Genomic DNA, 19,168 nt, shown 5'->3' on the forward strand with positions numbered 1-19,168 from the left:
GCGCCGTCAGATAAAACAGACCGTTCTCAGGTTAGCGCCATCAGTGTTCGCCGGCAGGGCGACCGACACCGGGCTGCTTCCCGTCATCCGAGCCGTGCGACGCAGGCGCCGACTCGGGCTCCTCAGACGACACACCGCCGGTCGGACCGCTGTCACCCCAACCTTTCGGCGGACGAGGCACGCGCCCTTCCATGATGTCGTCAATCTGATGCCGGTCGATGGTTTCATACTTCATCAACGCATCGGCCATCAGGTCCAGCTTGTCGCGGTTATCAACCAGCAGCTGCTTCGCCTTCTCATAGCACTCATCAATGATGTTGCGGACTTCCTCATCAATGCGTTGCGCCGTTTCTGGCGAGTAGACCGTCTGGGCCTGGCCTGCGGAACGGCCGAGGAACGGCTCCTCACTGTCAGTATCGTACTGCAGGGGGCCCAGCTTCTCGGACAGACCCCAGCGGGTGACCATGTTACGAGCCAGACTGGTCGCACGCTCAATGTCGTTAGAGGCGCCCGTGGTTACGCCGTCGAAACCAAGTGTCAGCTCTTCCGCAATACGACCACCGAACAGGCTGCAAATAGAGCTGATCAGGAAACGCTTGCTGTGACTGTACTTATCCTCTTCCGGCAGGAACATGGTCACGCCCAGCGCGCGTCCACGAGGAATAATGCTCACCTTGTAGACCGGGTCGTGTTCCGGCATCAGGCGCCCGACAATGGCATGGCCTGACTCATGGTAAGCCGTATTCCGCTTTTCCTTTTCACTCATCACCATGGACTTGCGCTCGGCGCCCATCATGATTTTGTCCTTGGCGAGCTCAAATTCCTCCATGGACACCAGGCGCTGGTTCCGGCGAGCAGCGAACAGGGCTGCCTCGTTTACCAGGTTAGCCAGATCGGCACCGGAGAAACCGGGCGTACCACGGGCAATCAGGACCGGCTCCACGCCGTCGGCCAGAGGCACTTTCTTCATGTGCACCTTAAGGATCTGCTCACGGCCGATAATATCCGGCAGACCAACTACGACCTGACGGTCAAAGCGGCCCGGACGCAACAGCGCAGGGTCAAGCACATCCGGACGGTTGGTGGCGGCAATGACGATTACGCCTTCGTTGCCCTCAAAACCGTCCATTTCAACCAGCAACTGGTTCAGGGTCTGCTCACGCTCGTCGTGACCACCGCCCATGCCGGCACCACGATGACGACCGACGGCGTCGATCTCGTCGATAAAGATAATGCAGGGGCTCTGCTTCTTGGCCTGCTCGAACATGTCACGGACACGGGACGCACCCACACCCACAAACATTTCCACGAAGTCGGAACCGGAAATAGAGAAGAACGGCACCTTGGCTTCACCGGCGATGGCTTTTGCCAACAGGGTCTTACCAGTACCCGGCTGGCCAACCATCAGCACGCCTTTGGGAATACTGCCGCCCAGGCGTTGGAACTTGCTCGGATCCCGCAGGAAGTCCACCAGCTCCTTGACGTCTTCCTTGGCCTCATCAACACCAGCCACGTCACCGAAGGTGGTCTTGATCTGGTCCTCGCTCATCAGCCGAGCCTTGCTCTTGCCGAACGACATGGGGCCTTTGCCACCACCACCGCCCTGCATCTGCCGCATAAAAAACACGAACAGAGCAATGATGATCAGAATGGGGAACGCAGCAACCAGCAGTTGAGTCCAGAGGCTCTGGCGCTCAGGCTCCTTGCCGATGACTTCAACGCGATTTGCCAGCAGGTCATCCATCAGCTTGTTGTCAGCCACCTGAGGGCGGATAGTCTGAAACTGGGAGCCGTCACCACGGGTACCCTGAATCTGCAGACCATCAATGGTGACCTGACGGACCTGTCCGTCCTGCACCATCTCGACAAACTGCGAATAATTGACCTGTTGGCCGCTGGTGGTGGGAGTAAAGTTCTGAAACACCATCAGCAGTACGGCGGCTATGATTAGCCAGAGAACCAGATTTTTTGCCATATCGTTCAAGGATCGTCACCTGTGAATTGAAAGGTTGACCGTCTTCAGGGAAACCTTTTTGAACACCTTACACCAATTGTACGCCGCTCCACCACAATCGGCCCATCCGTATCGGCCACAGAGCTCATCGGATATCCGGACCAGCCAGACGTCGCGATTCAGCCTTTGAAGCCCTTACAGACCTGATAGATCTCCCGGGATCTGGCCCTTGAGGAATCAGGCTTGCGACTTACAACCGTATTAAAGCTTTTCCGCATATCAGCCAACAGCGAATCAAAACCTTCACCCTGAAACACCTTGGCCACAAACACCCCTCCGGGGCGAAGCACCTGCTGGGCCATATCAAGCGCCAACTCCACCAGGCCCATGGCCCTTGGAATATCAACAGCAGCCATACCACTCATATTGGGCGCCATATCGGAAATTACAACGTCTGCCTTTCGATCTCCCAGAATTCCCAACAATTCTTCCAACACCGAATCCTCGGTGAAGTCGCCCTGAACAAAGTCCACACCGGCAATCGGATTCATTGGCAAAATGTCACTGGCCACCACGACACCCTTATCCCCGACACGCTCCATTGCCACCTGGGACCAGCCTCCCGGGGCCGCCCCCAGATCCACAACAACCTGGCCGGGACGAAACAACCGGTCCTTGTCGTCCAGCTCAATCAGCTTGTAGCTGGCGCGGGAACGGTAGCCATCTTCCTGGGATTTTTTGACCCAGACATCATCGAAATGTTCCTTGAGCCAGCGATCACTGGTTTTTGAACGGGCCAAAACAAACCTCCGCAATAAAACAGGAACAGACGCGCAACGAAACGTCTTGATACGTGGTAATGGCCATTTCTCCGCCGTTCCGATCTGTTACAATCCGTCGATTATACGGTTTTGGTGGCCATGGTGCCGCTGACGTTTTGTTAATTGCATCCATTAAGAGATTACATCATGAGTCTTTCACCGGAACAGCGCCGGGAGTACCGGGGCATTGCCCACAACCTGAAGCCCGTCATCATCGTTGGCGACAAAGGTCTGTCCGAAGGACTTCAGGAAGAGCTGGAGCGCGCCCTGAACGACCACGAGCTGATCAAGGTCAAGATCGCCAGTCCGGACCGCGAAGTACGCCAGGAAGCCATTAGCGAGCTGTGCCAGTCCGCCGGCGCCGAGCTGGTCCAGACGATTGGCAAGATCGCGGTCATTCTGCGCCGCGCCAAGAAGCCCAACCCCAAGCTGTCCAACCTGCTTCGCAACAAAAGCTGAACAGGCAGAGACCAATAAAAAAGCCGGCAACGAACACTCGCTGCCGGCTTTTTTAATGGACGGAGCCTCAGAGATGCTCGACCGCCTCAATCTCGTACTCCACCGTGCCGGAAGGCACACGGATGGCCACAATATCGCCTTCGCTCTTACCAATCAGCGCGCGCGCAATCGGTGAGGAGATGGAAATCTTGCCGGCCTTGATGTCGGCTTCATCCTCACCACAGATCTGGTAAACCACCTGCTCATCCGTGTCGACATTCAACAAGTGAGCTGTAACCCCGAAAATCACCTTGCCGGTGTTCTCGATGGTATTGATATCAATCACTTGCGCCGAAGACAGCTTGCCTTCGATTTCCTGAATGCGACCCTCAATAAAGCTCTGCTGTTCGCGGGCAGCGTGGTATTCCGCATTCTCTTTCAGATCGCCGTGCTCACGGGCATCGGCAATCGCAGCAATCACCCGCGGGCGATCTTCCGATTTCAGCTTCTGAAGCTCCTCGCGGAGGCGGGCTTCGCCCGCTTTTGTCATGGGTACTCTGGCAGACATAATCTTACTTTCCTGCGTGTAGATCCTGGAGACGGCGAACGGTGCGCTCGGGGCCAAACTTGATGGCCCGACAGAAGGCTTCGCCACCCGCCAGGGTCGTTGTATAGGTGACCTTGGCCTGCAAGGCGGACTGGCGGATCTGCGCCGAGTCGGAGATGGCCTTGCGCCCTTCGGTCGTGTTAATAATCAATTGAACCTTGCCGTTCTTGATGGCGTCCACAATGTGCGGGCGCCCCTCACGGACCTTGTTCACCCGCTCAACCTCGATACCTGCCTCTTTCAGGGCTTTTGCGGTACCTGTGGTGGCAATCAGCTTGAAACCGGCATCAACCAGATCCCGCGCGACGTCGGCAGCCCCCGGCTTGTCCACATCACGTACGGACATGAAGGCAGTGCCCTGGCCCGGCAACCGCTCACCGGTGGCCAATGCGGCTTTGGCGAACGCTTCATCAAAGCTGTCACCAATCCCCATCACCTCACCGGTCGACTTCATTTCCGGTCCGAGGATCGGATCCACCGCCGGGAACTTGTTGAACGGGAACACAGATTCCTTTACCGCGTAATAGCTCGGCACAATCTCCTGAGTGAAGCCAAGCTCCGCCAGGGACTTGCCGGCCATGACCCGTGCTGCCACTTTCGCCAACGAAACACCGATGGCCTTGGAGACGAACGGCACGGTACGGGATGCCCGCGGGTTTACCTCAATAACGTAGATTTTATCGTCCTGCCAGGCCAGCTGAACATTCATCAGCCCCACCACATCCAGTTCGATCGCCATCTTGCGAACGGCCTCGCGCATTTCATCCTGCACATCTTTGGGCAGCGTGTAGGGCGGCAACGAACAGGCGGAGTCACCAGAGTGAACGCCAGCCTGCTCAATGTGCTGCATGATACCGCCAATCACCACTTCCTTGCCGTCGGAGATGGCATCAATATCCACCTCAATGGCGGCATTCAGGAAGTGATCCAGCAGGACCGGGCTGTCATTGGAAACCAGAACCGCGTTACGCATGTAGCGAACCAGCTCTTCCTCGTCATAGACGATTTCCATCGCCCTGCCACCCAACACGTAGGACGGGCGCACCACCAGCGGATAGCCGATTTCACGGGCCGCCAGGACACCCTCCTCGTGGCTGCGCACCGTGGCGTTCTCGGGCTGCAACAGCCCAAGGCGACCAATCATCTGCTGGAAGCGCTCACGGTCCTCGGCACGGTCGATGGCATCCGGACTGGTGCCAATGATCGGCACACCAGCCGCTTCCAGACCGCGAGCCAGCTTGAGCGGCGTTTGGCCACCGTACTGGACGATCACCCCTTTGGGCTTCTCGACGTTAATGATTTCCAGCACGTCTTCCAGGGTGATCGGCTCGAAGTACAGGCGATCAGAGGTGTCGTAATCCGTGGAGACCGTCTCCGGGTTACAGTTGATCATGATGGTTTCGTAGCCGTCTTCACGCATGGCCAGGGCCGCGTGAACACAACAGTAATCGAACTCGATACCTTGACCAATCCGGTTCGGACCACCGCCAATGACCACGATTTTATCACGATCGGAGACATCCGCTTCGCACTCTTCCTCATAGGTAGAGTACATATAGGCCGTATCCGAGGCGAACTCAGCAGCACAGGTATCAACCCGCTTGTAGACCGGGCGGATATTCAGGTCATGGCGCAGCTTACGAAGGCTCACTTCCGAGATACCCAGCAACTTCGCCAGGCGGGAGTCAGAAAAGCCCTTGCGCTTGAGACGGAACAGGGTATCGCGATCAATGTCAGCCTTGCCGGCGGACTTCAGCGCCTGCTCTTCACGGATCAGATCCTCGACCTGCACCAGGTACCAGGGGTCAACGTGGGTATTATTGAATACCTCTTCAACCGTCATGCCGGCGCGGAATGCATCGCCGATGTACCAGAGACGCTCCGCCCCGGGCACATTCAACTCCTGGGTCAGGGTTTCCTGCCCATCCGTCGTCGCGAGATCCACCTTCTCCTCAAAGCCATCAGAACCCACTTCCAGACCGCGCATGGCTTTCTGCAGGGACTCCTGGAAGGTGCGACCAATGGCCATGACCTCGCCCACGGACTTCATCTGAGTGGTCAGGCGTGCATCGGCCTGGGGAAACTTCTCGAAGGTAAACCGGGGAATCTTGGTAACCACATAGTCGATGCTGGGCTCGAAGGACGCGGGGGTCACACCTCCGGTGATTTCGTTGCGCAACTCGTCCAGGGTGTAACCGATGGCCAGCTTGGCCGCGACCTTGGCGATCGGGAAGCCAGTGGCCTTCGACGCCAGTGCGGACGAACGGGAAACCCGCGGGTTCATCTCGATCACCACCATGCGGCCGGTATCCGGGTTGATACCGAACTGCACGTTGGAACCGCCGGTTTCCACACCAATCTCACGCAGAACCGCCAGCGAGGCGTTCCGCATGATCTGGTATTCCTTGTCGGTCAGCGTCTGGGCCGGCGCCACGGTGATCGAGTCACCGGTATGCACACCCATGGCATCAAAGTTCTCGATAGCGCAGACGATGATGCAGTTGTCGTTCTTGTCGCGAACAACCTCCATCTCGTATTCTTTCCAGCCGATCAGCGATTCGTCGATCAACAGCTCATTGGTCGGGGACAGGTCCAGACCACGGGTACAGATTTCCTCGAACTCGTCGCGATTGTAGGCGATACCGCCGCCGGAACCACCCATGGTGAACGACGGACGGATAATGCACGGGAAACCGATATCATCGGCCACTTCCCAGGCTTCCGCCATAGAGTGGGCGATGGTGGCACGAGGGCACTCCAGACCGATCTTCTTCATGGCCTTGTCGAAGCGGTCGCGATCCTCGGCTTTGTCGATGGTGTCGGCGTTGGCACCGATCATTTCCACGCCGTGCTTCGTCAAAACGCCGTGCTTCTCCAGATCCAGTGCGCAGTTCAGCGCAGTCTGACCGCCCATGGTGGGCAGCAGAGCATCCGGCTTTTCTTTCTCGATGATTTTCTCGACAGTCTTCCAGGTAATCGGCTCAATGTAGGTGGCATCGGCCATCACCGGGTCTGTCATAATGGTTGCCGGGTTGGAGTTAACCAGGATGACCCGGTAACCCTCTTCGCGAAGGGCCTTGCAGGCCTGGGCTCCGGAGTAGTCAAACTCGCACGCCTGACCGATCACAATGGGGCCGGCGCCCAGGATCAGAATGCTTTTAATGTCGGTACGTTTTGGCATCTCTTGGTAAACCTGTCAGCAACTTAAAAATTCTTGCATCGCAATTTGCGGCGCCTGTTTCACTCTGGAACCGTTAACCGGTACAAACCCGGAAGCTTATCGGGCCTCCATCAACCGGATAAACTCGTCAAACAGCGGTGCCACATCGTGGGGACCGGGGCTGGCTTCCGGGTGCCCCTGAAAACTGAAAGCCGGCTTGTCTGTACGGCGAATGCCCTGCAGAGATCCGTCAAACAGGGACTTGTGGGTCGCCTCCAGGTTATCCGGCAGGCTCGCCTCATCCACCGCGAAGCCGTGGTTCTGGCTGGTAATCATCACCGTGCCGTCTTTCAGGTTCTGGACCGGATGGTTGGCGCCGTGGTGACCATGCCCCATCTTGATCGACCGGGCGCCGCTGGCCAGGGCCAGCAACTGGTGACCCAGGCAGATACCGAAGACCGGAATCTCGGTTTCCAGCACTTCGCGGATGGCGGTGATGGCGTAGTCACAAGGCTCCGGATCCCCCGGACCGTTGGACAGGAACACACCATCCGGATTCATTGCCAGCACCTCGGAGGCCGGGGTCTGAGCCGGCACTACGGTGATGTCGCAGCCGCGAGCCGCAAGCATGCGCAGGATGTTCAGCTTGACGCCGTAATCCCATGCCACCACTTTGAAGCGGGATTCGGTGCGCTCACCGTACCCTTCTCCCAGGGTCCATTCGCTCTGACTCCAGGCCCAGGCTTTGTCGGAGGTGACTTCCTTTGCCAGATCCATGCCCTTGAGGCCGGGGAAGGCATTGGCCAACTCCAGCGCCCGCTCAGCAGTCGCACCTTCGCCCGCAATGACGGCGCCGTTCTGGGAGCCCTTGTCACGCAGGATCCGCGTCAGGCGACGGGTATCAATATCTGCAATGCCAACGATGTTATTTGCTCGCAGGTACTCTTCCAGGCTGCCGCTGCTGCGCCAGTTGCTGGCAATCAACGGCAGATCGCGGATGATCAGGCCGGCGGCCTGGACGCGATCCGACTCTACGTCTTCTTCGTTCACACCGGTGTTGCCGATGTGCGGATAGGTCAGTGTGACAATCTGACGGGAATAGGACGGATCGGTCAGGATTTCCTGGTAACCGGTCATGGCGGTGTTGAACACCACTTCGCCGCTGGTTTCTCCCTCAGCGCCAATGGCGGTGCCGTAAAACAGGCTTCCGTCTGCGAGTGCAAGGATTGCAGGTGTGCTCAAGGCTTGTATCCTCATCGAGTGGCGTATAAGTTCGTCACGAACAGGAACGCAAGCGCAAATTCAGGTCGCAAAAAAGCGAGAGGGAGTCTCAACTCCGTCCCGCTTTTTTGTTTCCCCGGGAACGTTTTCGGTTCCCTGGCATTATCAAAGCTACGCTTGGTGCAGTTAAACCGCCTTATTGTAAAAAATATGGCGCTTTATGTCCACGAGAAGCACAGCTTATTTAAGGCTCAAAACGTCCTGCATGTCGTAAAGGCCTGCCGGCCTGCCCTGCAGCCACAGCGCCGCCCGCATGGCACCCTTGGCAAACGTCATGCGACTGCTCGCCTTGTGGGTTACCTCGATGCGCTCACCTTCGGTGGCAAACAGCACCGTGTGGTCACCCACCACATCACCGGCACGGATGGTTTCGAAACCGATTTCCTTACGGGTGCGTTCACCGGTAAAGCCTTCGCGGCCATACACGGCACACTCCTTCAGGTCGCGGCCGAGGGCATCGGCGACCACCTCACCCATGCGCAGCGCCGTGCCCGAGGGCGCATCTTTTTTGTGGCGGTGATGAGCCTCGATGATCTCCACATCGTAGTCGTCGCCCAGGGTCGCCGCAGCAGTGCGCAGCAGGTTGAGCACGACATTCACACCAACACTCATGTTGGGCGCAAATACCACGGGAGTGGATTCGGCAGCCACAGCCAGCTGCTCTTTCTCGGCGTCGGTCATTCCGGTGGTGCCGATAATGATCATCTTGCCATTGGTTTTACAGAACTCGGCGTTTTCCAGGGTCAGGTCCGGGAAAGTGAAGTCGACAAGCACATCAAAATCGTCCTTCACATCTTCCAGACTGCCAGCCAAAGTCACGCCGGTTTTGCCAATGCCACTCAGTTCGCCGGCATCGGCACCAATCAGCGAGCTGCCAGGCTCCACAACAGCAGCGCCGAGCTCCAGGCCTTCGGTGCCGTCAACGGCTTCGATCAGGACCTTACCCATGCGCCCGGCGGCGCCGATGATTGCTACCCTCATGTCATCTGTCCTCAGAATTTCATTTCGTCAAAGAAACTTTTCACACCTTCAAACCAGGAGGTCTTCTTCGGAGCATGATGAGTGCCGTTGGTACCGTCCAGCGTTTCCTGGAACTCTTCCAGCAGCTCTTTCTGGCGCTTGGTCAGGTTGACCGGGGTTTCCACGATCACACGACAGAGCAAATCGCCTGCCGGGCCGCCACGGACGGGGCTGACACCTTTATTGCGCAGACGGAAAAGCTTCCCGGTCTGGGTTTCCGGCGGAATCTTGAGCTTCACACGACCATCCAGCGTCGGCACTTCCAGCTCACCGCCAAGGGTAGCATCCACGATGCTGATGGGCACTTCGCAATACAGGTTACGGCCATCCCGAGTGAAGATGGAATGCTCGCGAACAGCGACCTGCACATACAAATCACCAGGCGGGCCACCATCCACACCCATTTCTCCTTCACCGGAGAGACGGATGCGGTCGCCCGTATCCACACCAGGTGGCACCTTGACGGACAGGGTCTTTTCTTCCTGCACCCGACCCTGACCGTGACAAGCGCCACAGGGGTTCTTGATCACCTGACCGGAACCACGACAGGTCGGACAGGCCTGCTGCACCGTGAAGAACCCCTGCTGCATGCGAACCTGCCCCATACCCTTACAGGTACCGCAGGTTTCCGGGCGCGACCCCTTTTCCGCCCCGCTACCTTCGCAGACATCGCATTCCCGGTGGCCCGGAATCTTGATCTGGACGGTTTTACCCTTTACCGCTTCCTCCAGATCCAGCTCCAGGGTGTAACGCAGGTCGGAGCCACGGGTACTGCGACCGCGGCCGCCACCACCACCGAAGATGTCACCAAATACATCACCAAAGATATCCGAGAAGCTGGCGCCGCCACCTCCGAATCCACCGCCCGCCTGACCATCAACGCCGGCGTGACCAAACTGGTCATAGGCGGCCCGCTTGGACTGGTCCGCCAGTATCTCGTAGGCTTCGCTGGCCTCTTTGAACTTGTTCTCGGAATCCGTGTCGTCCGGGTTACGGTCGGGGTGATACTTCATTGCGAGCTTGCGGTAAGCCCGTTTGATTTCCTTCTCGTCCGCGTCCCGGGAGACCCCGAGAATTTCGTAATAATCGCGCTTGGCCATGCTTTAAAACCCTGTTTTTAAAACGCGGAAAACGCGGGGACTCCCCCGCGTTTTCCAACTGCCTGATGTACGTCAGAAATTACCGCTTGTCGTCGTCTTTGACTTCTTCGAACTCAGCGTCGACTGCATCGTCAGAAGTCTGGGACTGGGCACTTTCTTCCCCGCCAGCCTGCTGCGACTGATCAGCCTGATCTGCGTACATTTTCTGAGCCAGCTCAGAGGACACTTCGGTCAGCTTCTGGGTCTTGGCTTCAATGTCCTCCTTGTCGGAACCAGTCAGCGCTTCCTCCAGCTCCTTGATAGACGCCTCGATGGACTCCTTCTCACTGTCGCTGACCTTGTCACCGGCATCTGTCAGAGTCTTGCGAACGGCGTGAACCATTGCATCACCCTGGTTACGGGCCTGAACCAGCTCCTCGAACTTGCGATCTTCCTCAGCATTGGCCTCGGCATCACGTACCATCTTCTCGATTTCATCATCGTTCAGGCCGGAAGAGGCCTTGATCACGATGGACTGTTCCTTGCCGGTCGCCTTGTCTTTAGCGGACACGTTCAGGATACCGTTGGCGTCGATATCGAAGGTGACCTCAACCTGCGGCACACCGCGCGGCGCCGGCGGAATGTCAGCCAGGTCGAAACGACCCAGAGACTTGTTCTGCTGTGCCTGCTTACGCTCGCCCTGAACCACGTGAATGGTCACGGCAGTCTGATTGTCATCCGCGGTCGAGAACGTTTGCGACTTCTTGGTCGGGATGGTGGTGTTCTTGTCGATCAGCGGTGTCGCGACACCACCCATGGTTTCGATACCCAGGGTCAGCGGCGTAACGTCCAGCAGCAGAACGTCTTTCACATCACCGGACAGTACGGCGGCCTGGATAGCAGCACCCATGGCCACAGCTTCGTCCGGGTTGACGTCCTTGCGAGCTTCCTTGCCGAAGAAGTTCTTCACCTTTTCCTGAACCATCGGCATACGGGTCTGACCACCGACAAGGATCACCTCGTCAATTTCGCCAACCTTGACACCGGAATCTTCCAGTGCGGTGCGGCAAGGCGCGAGACTGCGCTCGATCAACTCTTCCACCAGGGATTCGAGCTTGGCGCGGGTTACTTTCACGTTCATGTGCTTCGGACCGCTGGCATCCGCCGTTACGTACGGCAGGTTCACATCGGTCTGCTGGCTGCTGGACAGCTCGATCTTGGCCTTCTCGGCGGCTTCCTTGAGGCGCTGCATGGCCAGGGAGTCGCCGCGCAGGTCGATACCGCTGTCCTTCTTGAACTGATCAGCAAGGTATTCGATCAGCTTCATGTCGAAGTCTTCACCACCCAGGAAGGTGTCACCGTTGGTGGCCAGCACTTCGAACTGGTGCTCACCGTCCACGTCAGCAATCTCGATGATGGAGATATCGAAGGTACCACCACCCAGGTCGTAAACAGCTACAGTGCGGTCACCGCTCTTCTTGTCCAGACCATAGGCCAGGGCCGCAGCGGTCGGCTCGTTGATGATCCGCTTCACATCCAGACCAGCGATCTTGCCGGCGTCCTTGGTCGCCTGACGCTGGCTGTCGTTGAAGTAGGCCGGTACGGTAATGACCGCTTCGGTCACTTTTTCGCCCAGATAGTCCTCGGCAGTTTTCTTCATCTTCTTGATGACTTCCGCAGAAACCTGCGGGGGCGCCATTTTCTCACCCTTCACCTCAACCCAGGCGTCACCGTTGTCCGCCTTGGCGATCTTGTAGGGCACCATCTTGATATCTTTCTGGACCACGTCGTCTTCAAAACGACGGCCGATCAGACGCTTGATGGCGTACAGGGTGTTATTCGGGTTGGTGACCGCCTGACGTTTGGCTGACTGACCTACCAGGGTCTCACCATCTTCGGTGTACGCGATGATCGACGGAGTGGTGCGATCACCCTCGGCGTTTTCGATAACCTTGACCTTATCGCCATCCATGATGGCAACACAGGAGTTCGTGGTTCCCAGGTCGATACCAATAATCTTGCTCATTGATTCACTCCAATTCGTTTATTCGATCCGGTTGCGACATCGGCAATCCGATGCCTGACAAAACTGTTTCGGGCCATCAGCCCCGGTAACTCATTTCATTCCGGCGCCGTCTATTTACTGCCTATATTGGCGCCTTAATTTACTTTTCAAGCCTGCTCATCGATTTTTGGTGCGTCTTCGGCCTTGGCCACCACCACCATCGCGGGCCGAACCAGGCGCTCGTTCAGGGTGTACCCCTTTTGCACCACCGCCACGACACTGTTCGGCTCGGCATCCGGTGCCGGCACCATGGACATGGCTTCGTGCAGTTGCGGGTCGAACGGCTCGCCGACTGGATTCAGCTGCGCGACATTGAATTTCTTGAGGCTATTCATGAACAGGTTGAGCGTCATCTCCACACCCTCACGAATAGACGCAACCAGGTCACCGGAAGCTTCCTGACCTTCGGTACTTTCAACCGCCTTCTCCAGGCTGTCAGCGACCGGAAGCAACTCCTTCACAAATTTTTCCAGTGCGAACTTGTGCGCCTTCTCTACATCCAGCTCGGCCCGACGACGAACATTCTGCATTTCAGCCTGGGCTCTCAGCGCCTGCTCCTGATATTCCTGAACCTGAGCCTGAAGGGCTTCGGTTTCAGAGGGCTCGCCGGCTGAATCACCTTCAGCGTCTTCCGCCGCTTCGACCTCAGCAGTTTTCAGCTCTTCTTCAACCTGTTCGTTACGATTCTCGTCAGCACTCATGGCTACTCCTGGTCAGTCATCCACGACCGCAAGCACGGCCGGTTATACAAATCATCCAGCCACTCAGGGCCAGATCAAAGAGGGTTGCGAACGGATATGGGGCCCGTTGCTCCGGTTTCAACCTTATCGGGTGCATTTATGCGCAATTTCATACCGGTGAATTTGCAAACTGGTAAAACCCTGTATATATTCACAGTCACTGTATGTAACCACAGTATTTTTTCCAGAGCGGAGGTCACCAGCATGCTCACACAGCTCACCGTTTCCAACTATGCCATTGCAGAAAGGGTCGAACTCCAGTTCAGCAAGGGCATGACCGCCCTCACCGGGGAAACCGGCGCCGGCAAGTCCATTGTGCTGGACGCCCTGGGGCTGGCGATGGGCGGACGCGCCGATGCAGGCGCCGTGCGCCACGGTGCGAAACGGGCCGACATCACCGCCTCCTTCGACGTATCCCGCATCGCCGAGGCCCGGACCTGGCTGGAGCAACACGAACTGGATGACGAGCATGACTGCATCCTGCGCCGGGTGATCAGCAAAGATGGCCGCTCACGGGCCTACATTAATGGCCAGCCCTGCCCGCTCGCACACCTCAAGGATCTGGGCAGCCTGCTGATGGACATTCACAGCCAGCACCAGCATCAGTCCCTGCTTCGCAAGGAAACTCACCGTAAACTGCTGGACGAATACGCGGGCGTGGAATCCCTCGCTGCCGACACCCGCGATGCCTGGAAGACCTGGAGCAAGACCCGCCAGCAGCTGACCGAACGCCAGCAAAACGCCGACGAGGCCGAAGCTCGGCTTCAGTTACTCCGCTATCAGGTGGAGGAACTGGACCGCATGGCGCTGGAAGAAGGCGAGCAGGAAAACCTGGAACAGGTACAGGCACAATTGAGCCACGCCGACACCGTGCTGCAGAACAGCCAGCAGGCCGCCCTGCTCTGCACAGAGGAAGACAACAGCGCCGCAGACCTGGTCCGTCAGGCGCTGCAGCAACTGGAACATCTACCAACTGAGGTTCCTGCGCTGGCGGATACCATCCAGATGCTGAACGAGGCACAAATCCAGATCAGCGAAGCCGGGGACAACCTGCGCCGGTTTGTAGAGGATTACGAGGCCGACCCGGCACGATTGACCGAAGTCGAAGAACGCCTCAGCGCAATTTATCAGATGGCACGTAAACACCGCATTACCCCGGAAGAACTGCCCGAGCTGCACCAGCGCCTCGGCGCCGAACTGGCATCCCTGGATGACGGCGAAGGCAGCGTTGAACAACTGGCAGCTCAGCTGGAAGCCCAGCGACAGTGCTTTGATGAATTGGCCGGTCAGTTGTCGGAGGCCCGCCAGCTGGCGGCTGCCAACCTTGACCAGAGGATCGCCGAGGAACTGGCGCAACTCAGCATGCCATCAGTGCAGTTTGTTACCCACCTGAATCGCACCGGCGGTGAGCCGGCGCCCCACGGCTTTGAAGAAGTGGAATTCCTGGTCAGCGCCAACCCGGGTCAGCCGGCCAGACCACTGGCCAAAGTCGCCTCCGGCGGTGAACTGTCACGCATCAGCCTGGCTATCCAGGTGGTAGTCGCGCAAACCTCAACCACGCCCACTCTGGTCTTTGACGAAGTGGATGTCGGTATCGGCGGCGGCACAGCAGAAGTGGTCGGGCGGTTACTGAGAACCCTCGGCAACGACGGCCAGGTACTGTGTGTAACCCATTTGCCGCAAGTAGCTGCCCAATGCCATCAGCACCTGTTCGTCAGCAAGTTTACCGAACAGGACGCGACCTTCTCGAAAATTGAAACACTGGACGATCACGGACGGATCAGCGAAGTGGCAAGAATGCTCGGGGGCGTCGACATGACCGAACACACCATTGCCCATGCCCGGGAGATGTTCAGCAAGGGGCAAGCAACCCACCACTGAGCAACAGAGCACATTCCCCTCTCGATCCTGAGAGCTGTTAGGGCGGGCTGATACCCGCCCCTTTTTTTATTCTGCAATAGCGTTTGCGGAAGGAAAGTTACTTGCCAATCGGCTTGACGTAGAGAATCAGGCTGTGATCAATGATCTCAAAGCCCCGCTCTTCGGCAATTTTTTTCTGGCGCTCTTCGATAATGGGATCGCAGAACTCAAAGACCTCGCCGGTTTGCGTACAAACCATATGATCGTGGTGATCATCACCGGCCATTTCGAACACCGCATGCCCGCCTTCAAAGTTGTGACGCAGAACCAGCCCAGCCGCCTCAAACTGGGTCAGAACCCGGTATACGGTCGCCAGACCCACGTCATCCCCCTGCTCCAGAAGCTTCTTGTACACATCCTCTGCACTGAGGTGGTGTTCCTCGGAGTTTTCCAGAATGTTGAAAATCTTTACTCTCGGCAGAGTAACTTTCAGACCGACTTTTCGTAATTCGGCGTTTTCAGATGACATGTTACTATTCACTCGTTGGTGTGCCCCACGGCTTCCGGTATGATGAAGCCGCATTTATACGGTTAGACCGTGTCACACCTGCCTTTGGCAGGCGATTTCAAGATAGAGGATTTCCCCCGGCGATGCAAAAGCTCACAGCTCTCATTCTCACTCTCATCCTGTCTGGTTGTGTCTTTCCTGGCGTTTACAAGATCAACGTCCAGCAAGGCAACATCCTGACCGACGAGGAGCTGACATCACTGACCGAGGGCATGTCCCGCAGCCAGGTGCATTCTGTCCTCGGCAACCCCCTGATGGTCAACCCGGTTGATCCCTCCCGGGAATATTACATCTACACCTTCCAACGCCGGGGTGGTGATATCGAAGAGCAACGGGTCATCGTCTATTACAACAACGACCAGTACAGCCACTTCGAAGCACAGCTGCTTGAAGAAACACCGGCCTATTAAGGCCGGCGTCAGGATTTCTTCTTCGCCCGGTTGAGCCTCGCCTGCTTGGGATCAATCTTCAGCGGCCGGTATAGCTCAACCCGATCACCTTCTCGCAGCTCATGCGCGGCGGGCGACTTGATGGCCTTACCAAAAATCCCCATGTCAGTATTATCGGGATCGACTTCAGGAAAAACCGCCATGATGCCGGACTGTTTGACAGCTTCCAGGGCGGTAGTTCCTGCCGGCACCTTGAGACTGATGATTTCCTGCTTGTCCGGACGGGCATAGGCCACTTCCACTCGAATCATTCCACAACTCCTGCATACACCATGTCCGCACGCCGACAAAACGCATCCACCATCGTATTGGCAGCCTGACTGAACACCGGACCAAAGGTCATGCGGGACAGCGACCCGGAGAACTCAAACTCCAGGGTCAGGATAACCTTGCAAGCATTGTCATCCAGCGCACGAAAGTGCCAGCGACCGGTGAGATCACGGAACGGCCCGTCCACCAGGCTCATTTCAATGGTCTCGGGGTGATTCAATTGATTGCGAGTGGTCAGACGGTGACGAATCCCGCCCTTGGCCACATCCAGGGACGCGGTGATCTGCTCCTCGTCCCGGTCATGAATTTCCGCGCCCGCACACCAGGGTAAAAACTCGGGATATCGGGCAATGTCATTAACCAGATGGAACATGCGCTCAGCGGAGTGCATAACCAGAGCTGTCTTGTCGATCTGATGGGGCATTCTTCATCCGGCGGTCGGCTGTATTCAGACACTATGATAAAGGATATCGTCCCGTTTTGGGCCTTTTTCGGGAGCTGGATCGTTACCCGGTCCATCGTCGTGCCTCGCTGGTCGCGCACCCTCTTCAGCCGGGGCCGATGGCGCAGACTCAGACACCTGCTCACCTTCACTTCGCGTGCTGTTGGCAGGCGGAACCTCTGCGGGCGCTGCAACCACCGGGTTAATCTGACGACACCACTTCGACTGGTCCCCGCCGCCACATAAATTGTCCAGCGAGAACAGTGTGTAGGAAATCCCGATCACCGCCACCACAACCGGCAGCACCAGTCGCATCACCCAAAACCAGATACGACCGAACAGCCAGGGTGTATTACCGAGAATACTGAAAGACATCGAGCGAGTCAGACGCCATCCGGTGAACAATGCAATCAGGATCGCCACCAGGGGTATCAGCAACCCACCGGTGACCAGCTCCAGCCAACGGAATATCGTCCCGCCCGCCAGCTGGGCATCGGCCCAGATATTAAATGACAACAACGTACCCAGCCCGGCAAAACACACCAGCGCCCCCATAATGAAGGCCGACCAGCCCCGGGGCGACCCGGTCCACTCCTGAAACCAGCCAACCACCGGCTCCAACAGGGCCAGTGAGGTTGTCCACACAATCAAAACAACCAGCAGGAACGCCGCTGCAATGATGAACTGGCTGCCCGGCAAGGGCGCCAGGGCCACTGGCAGCGAAACGAACAACAGACTGAAACCATGCGCTCCATCAAAACTGCCATCGGTGGTCGCGGTGGCAAAAATCAGCACACCGGCCAGAATGGCGATCAGGGTGTCCATCAACACTACCGCAAGCACCGAGCGCTTCAGTTTAACCCCGACCGGGGTGTAGGCACCGAAGATGGACCACACCCCCATCCCCAGTCCCAGGGTGAAAAAGGCGTGAAAAAGTGCGGCTTTGAGACTGCCCAGGCCCACATCCTCCGGCCGGAATTGCAGAATCGCACCCACTGCCCCCTCAAGTCGACCGTGCCACCCAGCCAGGGCAAACAACCCCAGCAGCAACAACAGCGAAGCCGGCACCAGTGACCGGAAAACGCGCTCCAGCCCCTTGACCACCCCCTGGATAGACACCCAGATCACCAGCACAATAAAGAACAGGTGCCATGCCATGAACATCCGGTAGTCACGAGTATCCGACACCAGGTCCGCCAAAACGGCGGTGGCCTCCGCCTCTCCGGCATTATTGAATACACCCAGAGCGCCGAAGAACACATAAGCCAGTGCGATAGATCCGAACACCGCGGTGTAGGACAGCACCAGAAAAGCCGCAATAATGCTGAGTCTGCCTGCAAACATCCACCAGCGGGAACAGCGGGCACTGCGAATATAACCGTCCATCGCCAGCACAATGCCGTGCCGGGCGTGCCGGCCCATCGCGGACTCCGTCACCATCAGAGGCAGCGTGACCAGCAACAGGCAGGCCAGGTACAGCAGGATAAACCACCCACCACCGTGCTGCCCCGCCAGATAGGGAAACTGCCACAGGTTGGCAAGGCCCACGGTGGCACCGACGGCGGCCCAGAAAAAGGTCGACTTTCGGGTCCAGGACCCGATATGTGTTTGATAAGGTGCAGGCATTCAATATTCCGACAGAGCTGAACCGTCCATTGTAGCGGATGAATCTCCCTCGCTACGACCACCAATAGGGTCTGTCACGCTGATTTCGTGACCGGTCTGGCACTCCTGGGCTACAATGCGCGCTTTCCGGTGCGTAGTATGCCCGGTAAATTTTTTTATCCGAACCCGGATTACCGATTCATGAGCAAAAAGAAACCCGGACCTCAGAGCAATACCATTGCGCTGAACAAGAAGGCAAAACACGAATACCATATCGAGGAGCGCTTCGAGGCTGGCCTTGCCCTTTTGGGCTGGGAAGTGAAATCCCTGCGTGCCGGCAAGGCGCAGCTGACGGATGCCTACGTGCTGCTCAAGGATGGCGAGGCGTGGCTGCTGGGTTCACACTTTACCCCGCTGATCACCGCATCCACTCACGTCATTGCGGATCCCACGCGCACCCGTAAGCTACTGCTGCACGCCAAGGAAATCGCCAAAATCGTCGGCAAGGTCAACCAGAGCGGCTACACCTGCATTCCCCTGGCCCTGTACTGGAAACAGAACAAGGTCAAATGCGAAATTGCGCTGGTGAAAGGCAAGAAGCTGTTCGACAAGCGGGCTACCGAGAAAGAACGTGACTGGAACCGCCAGAAGCAGCGCATCCTCCGCGACGCTAATGCCTGATTCTTGATGCGGCAAATCCATGTCGCATCTGCAACCACTTTCGCCCTCCCCCTGATCGGCCTATACTCTTTGGTCTGATCGCCGATGCGCCACGACTCCGTGTCAATGATGTCCGTTCGGCAACTGGA

At 57.5% G+C, this 19,168-nt stretch carries 17 protein-coding genes; 4 read left to right on the plus strand and 13 right to left on the minus strand.

Annotated elements, in window-relative coordinates:
• Nucleotides 1-40: 40 nt before the first annotated feature.
• Together ftsH and rlmE are read right to left on the minus strand one after the other, a co-directional pair.
• A complete protein-coding gene (gene ftsH, locus MARLIPOL_RS04380) occupies nt 41-1,984 on the minus strand; it encodes an ATP-dependent zinc metalloprotease FtsH (protein WP_222102447.1) in 1,944 nt (647 codons plus the stop codon).
• 149 nt (nt 1,985-2,133) lie between these two features.
• A complete protein-coding gene (gene rlmE / locus MARLIPOL_RS04385; protein ID WP_012136881.1) occupies nt 2,134-2,754 on the minus strand; it encodes a 23S rRNA (uridine(2552)-2'-O)-methyltransferase RlmE in 621 nt (206 codons plus the stop codon).
• Nucleotides 2,755-2,922: 168 nt separating this feature from the next.
• Between rlmE and yhbY the strand changes: the two genes are divergently transcribed.
• Nucleotides 2,923-3,234: a ribosome assembly RNA-binding protein YhbY gene (gene yhbY, locus MARLIPOL_RS04390; RefSeq protein WP_012136882.1), complete on the plus strand. Its 312-nt coding sequence runs from the start codon at nt 2,923-2,925 to the stop codon at nt 3,232-3,234.
• 67 nt (nt 3,235-3,301) lie between these two features.
• On the opposite strand, the gene greA is transcribed toward yhbY, so the two are convergent.
• From greA to grpE, 7 genes are all read right to left on the minus strand, one after another.
• Nucleotides 3,302-3,781 (minus strand): transcription elongation factor GreA, encoded by a 480-nt coding sequence (gene greA / locus MARLIPOL_RS04395; protein ID WP_082446039.1) that lies wholly within the window; start codon nt 3,779-3,781, stop codon nt 3,302-3,304.
• 4 nt (nt 3,782-3,785) lie between these two features.
• On the minus strand, nt 3,786-7,001 hold the full coding sequence (gene carB / locus MARLIPOL_RS04400; RefSeq protein ID WP_012136884.1) for a carbamoyl-phosphate synthase large subunit: 3,216 nt from the start codon (nt 6,999-7,001) through the stop codon (nt 3,786-3,788).
• A gap of 96 nt (nt 7,002-7,097) precedes the next feature.
• Nucleotides 7,098-8,222: a glutamine-hydrolyzing carbamoyl-phosphate synthase small subunit gene (gene carA, locus MARLIPOL_RS04405; protein ID WP_012136885.1), complete on the minus strand. Its 1,125-nt coding sequence runs from the start codon at nt 8,220-8,222 to the stop codon at nt 7,098-7,100.
• Between the two features lie 219 nt (nt 8,223-8,441).
• A complete protein-coding gene (dapB, locus tag MARLIPOL_RS04410) occupies nt 8,442-9,242 on the minus strand; it encodes a 4-hydroxy-tetrahydrodipicolinate reductase (RefSeq protein WP_012136886.1) in 801 nt (266 codons plus the stop codon).
• 11 nt (nt 9,243-9,253) lie between these two features.
• On the minus strand, nt 9,254-10,381 hold the full coding sequence (gene dnaJ, locus MARLIPOL_RS04415; protein WP_012136887.1) for a molecular chaperone DnaJ: 1,128 nt from the start codon (nt 10,379-10,381) through the stop codon (nt 9,254-9,256).
• A gap of 79 nt (nt 10,382-10,460) precedes the next feature.
• The gene (gene dnaK / locus MARLIPOL_RS04420) at nt 10,461-12,386 is read right to left on the minus strand and encodes a molecular chaperone DnaK (protein ID WP_012136888.1); all 1,926 of its coding nucleotides are present in this window, start codon (nt 12,384-12,386) and stop codon (nt 10,461-10,463) included.
• A 146-nt stretch (nt 12,387-12,532) separates the two neighbouring features.
• Nucleotides 12,533-13,126, minus strand: a complete 594-nt coding sequence (gene grpE, locus MARLIPOL_RS04425) for a nucleotide exchange factor GrpE (RefSeq protein WP_012136889.1) — start codon at nt 13,124-13,126, stop codon at nt 12,533-12,535.
• Nucleotides 13,127-13,369: 243 nt separating this feature from the next.
• Here grpE and recN point away from each other — a divergent pair, with 243 nt between their 5' ends.
• Complete coding sequence (recN, locus tag MARLIPOL_RS04430; protein WP_036190711.1) at nt 13,370-15,046, plus strand: DNA repair protein RecN; 1,677 nt, start codon at nt 13,370-13,372, stop codon at nt 15,044-15,046.
• Nucleotides 15,047-15,143: 97 nt separating this feature from the next.
• Here recN and fur read toward each other — a convergent pair whose 3' ends face one another.
• A complete protein-coding gene (fur, locus tag MARLIPOL_RS04435; protein WP_012136891.1) occupies nt 15,144-15,554 on the minus strand; it encodes a ferric iron uptake transcriptional regulator in 411 nt (136 codons plus the stop codon).
• Nucleotides 15,555-15,676: 122 nt separating this feature from the next.
• Here fur and MARLIPOL_RS04440 point away from each other — a divergent pair, with 122 nt between their 5' ends.
• On the plus strand, nt 15,677-16,003 hold the full coding sequence (locus tag MARLIPOL_RS04440; RefSeq protein ID WP_012136892.1) for an outer membrane protein assembly factor BamE: 327 nt from the start codon (nt 15,677-15,679) through the stop codon (nt 16,001-16,003).
• Between the two features lie 8 nt (nt 16,004-16,011).
• Here the strand turns inward: MARLIPOL_RS04440 and MARLIPOL_RS04445 are convergent, their stop codons facing one another.
• Genes MARLIPOL_RS04445 through MARLIPOL_RS04455 form a run of 3 tightly spaced genes read right to left on the minus strand, consistent with a single transcriptional unit; the run spans nt 16,012 to nt 18,380 of the window.
• Nucleotides 16,012-16,293 (minus strand): RnfH family protein, encoded by a 282-nt coding sequence (locus MARLIPOL_RS04445; protein ID WP_012136893.1) that lies wholly within the window; start codon nt 16,291-16,293, stop codon nt 16,012-16,014.
• The gene (locus MARLIPOL_RS04450; protein ID WP_012136894.1) at nt 16,290-16,736 is read right to left on the minus strand and encodes a type II toxin-antitoxin system RatA family toxin; all 447 of its coding nucleotides are present in this window, start codon (nt 16,734-16,736) and stop codon (nt 16,290-16,292) included. The genes MARLIPOL_RS04445 and MARLIPOL_RS04450 overlap by 4 nt, the downstream gene beginning before the upstream one ends.
• 24 nt (nt 16,737-16,760) lie before the next feature.
• Complete coding sequence (locus tag MARLIPOL_RS04455) at nt 16,761-18,380, minus strand: sodium-dependent transporter (protein ID WP_012136895.1); 1,620 nt, start codon at nt 18,378-18,380, stop codon at nt 16,761-16,763.
• Nucleotides 18,381-18,560: 180 nt separating this feature from the next.
• Between MARLIPOL_RS04455 and smpB the strand changes: the two genes are divergently transcribed.
• Complete coding sequence (smpB, locus tag MARLIPOL_RS04460) at nt 18,561-19,040, plus strand: SsrA-binding protein SmpB (RefSeq protein ID WP_012136896.1); 480 nt, start codon at nt 18,561-18,563, stop codon at nt 19,038-19,040.
• Nucleotides 19,041-19,168 lie beyond the last annotated feature (128 nt).

It is taken from the genome of Marinobacter lipolyticus SM19 (assembly GCF_000397065.2).
GTDB classification, from domain to species: Bacteria; Pseudomonadota; Gammaproteobacteria; order Pseudomonadales; family Oleiphilaceae; genus Marinobacter; species Marinobacter lipolyticus.